4 protein-coding genes are annotated in these 2,145 nt (G+C 67.9%); 3 read left to right on the top strand and 1 reads right to left on the bottom strand.

Annotated features, from left to right (window positions below):
- Nucleotides 1–234, bottom strand: a 234-nt coding sequence (locus tag FVW20_RS13235) for a cobalt-precorrin-5B (C(1))-methyltransferase (RefSeq protein WP_196609983.1), incomplete at its 3' end; no start/stop codon positions are given.
- Nucleotides 235–310: 76 nt separating this feature from the next.
- On the opposite strand from FVW20_RS13235, the gene FVW20_RS13230 reads away from it, so the two are divergent.
- The 3 genes from FVW20_RS13230 to FVW20_RS13220 all read left to right on the top strand — a co-directional run.
- Nucleotides 311–874 carry a MauE/DoxX family redox-associated membrane protein gene (locus FVW20_RS13230; protein ID WP_231039099.1) on the top strand — a complete coding sequence of 188 codons (564 nt, stop codon included), beginning with the start codon at nt 311–313 and terminating at the stop codon, nt 872–874.
- A 153-nt stretch (nt 875–1,027) separates the two neighbouring features.
- Entirely contained in the window at nt 1,028–1,549 is a 522-nt protein-coding gene (locus FVW20_RS13225) for a rhodanese-like domain-containing protein (protein WP_196609981.1), read from the top strand.
- A 125-nt stretch (nt 1,550–1,674) separates the two neighbouring features.
- A partial coding sequence (locus FVW20_RS13220; protein WP_196609980.1) for a C-GCAxxG-C-C family protein occupies nt 1,675–2,145 on the top strand: 471 nt, incomplete at its 3' end.

Genomic DNA, 2,145 nt, shown 5'->3' with positions numbered 1-2,145 from the left:
GACAGCGTCCCCGCTGCCCCCGCTGCTCGCGCTGCTTCCGTTATCTGCGGCGAACGGCGGCAGCGGCACCGGCACCCTGTCCGGGGTCTCGCCGTGCAACAGCAGGCGCAGGGCGGCCATGGCGGCGGCGGCCAGGGCAGATCCCGTGGTGAAGCCTTCGCGCAGTTCCGTGCCGTGCGGCGGCGTGTCTTCTGGTGCGCCGGGCGATGTATTGTCCGTGCAAATACTTTTCATATCAATGAATTGGAATAATCGATTTGACGCGAAGGCGTTGCTCTGTAAGCACCGAAGCATGCTATCAGGAAAAGCCATGTCACGCAGCAGTGGGGAAGGCGGATACGCCGGGCCGGAAACGGGCGGCGTTTCCGTCCTGTCCGGCGCAGCGGGTTTGTCCGGTGCTTCCGGTGCAGGCGCCAGCCCCGTGTTGCGACTGCTGTCCGGCGTCTGGTGCCAGCGCGCGGTGCGCGTGGCGTTGGCGCTGGTTTTCGTGGCGGCAGGCGGGGCCAAGCTGGCCGACGTGCGCGGCTTTGCAGAAATCATCCACCATTACGGGATATTGCCAGTGTGGGCCGTGGGGACCGTGGCGCTACTGCTGCCCCTGGCCGAGGTGGTCGCCGGAGTGGGGCTGCTGTTCGCCGTGCGCGGCAGCCTGACGGTCATCGCCGCCATGTGCCTGCTGTTTCTAGGCGTGCTGGGATACGCGCTGGCGGCGGGGCTGTCCATTGGGGATTGCGGCTGCTTCGCCCCCGGCGAACTGCCGGATGGCGTGGAGGACGGTTCGGCCCTGCGCGGTGCGCTTGTGCGCGATCTCGTGCTGCTGGCCGGGGTGGCCTATCTGTACGCCTGGCGTCGGTTGCGCCGCCGCCAGGGCTGACGCCCCGCGCCGTGCCGGTCACCGGGTGACGACCGGGCTGGCCGTGGGGACACGACAATCCGGGCACGCGTCACGAGCCGTGACCGCGCGACGGCGCGGGGCGAAGGCGGACGGGTGGAATATTTCGTTCCATAAACTCTTGAGGAGGTTGCGATGTCCATGAAGAAGCTGGTTGCCCCGTTGGTGCTGCTTGCCGCGCTTGGCCTTGCCGGGTGCAACAATCCGTTTGCCGGGCCGTCCGAGGTGGATCTGGAGGCCAAGGCCGTGAAGCTGGCGCGCGACACCGCCAAGGGCGGCTACGAGCTGCTTACCGTGGCGGAGCTGAAGAAGTGGCAGGACGAGGGCAAGGCCATGCTCATCGTGGATACCATGCCCTTCGAGGATTCGTACAAGAAGAACCACATTCCCGATGCGGTGCAGTTCCTGTTCCCCATCCCGGACATGCCGGAATGGAAGATGACCGAAACCGGCGACAAGAGCGAGCAGGACTTCGAAAAGCTGCTCGGCCCGGACAAGGACCGCCCGCTGGTGTTCTACTGCGGCTTCGTGAAGTGCACCCGTTCGCACAATGGCGCGGTGTGGGCCAGGAAGCTGGGCTACTCCAAGGTGTACCGCCTGCCCGGCGGCATAGTGGCCTGGAAGGAAGCCGGATACCCCGTGAAGAGCATCAACTAGCCGATTCCGGCGGGGCGGCGCACCACGCGGCGCCCCGCCGTTTCTTTTGCCGCCGTCCGACCTGGACCGGCCGGAAGCGGCATTCCCGCTTGCCCGCCTGCATGGCGCGGCATATCAGGACTGGCATGAAGACAGGCACCCCTCCCAATGCCGACGCGGACGACGCATCCCGCCCCGACTGCCCGGACGTGTGCGGTCCTGCCTGTTGCAGCGCGGACGAAGGCTGCGGCGGTGGTTCGTGCGCTGATGGCGCGGTGGATGGCCGTGCCGTGCCCGGTAATGGCGCTTGCGGCGCCCACCGCCCCCCGTGGGATGGCCGTGCGCCCGCCCCGACCGGCCTGGGGGATGCAGGTCTGGCTGAAGCCGGTCGGGCCGATGCCCCTTCGTTCGATCCGATAGTCGAGGCCATCCGCCGCCGGGCCGAGAACCTGTTCGATACCCGCCAACTGCTGTGCGCAGAAGCCGTACTGCATGCCGTGGCGGAAACACTGGGCGGTCCCCTTTCGCCGGACCAGGCCGCCGCGCTGGGCACGCCGTTCTGCCAGGGCATGGGCGGCGCGGGCTGCACCTGCGGTGCGCTGAGCGGCGCCGTTGCC

Origin of the sequence: Nitratidesulfovibrio oxamicus (assembly GCF_015731765.1) — a bacterium.
Taxonomy (GTDB): domain Bacteria; phylum Desulfobacterota; class Desulfovibrionia; order Desulfovibrionales; family Desulfovibrionaceae; genus Cupidesulfovibrio; species Cupidesulfovibrio oxamicus.
This window is presented reverse-complemented; position numbering and strand designations above follow the sequence as displayed.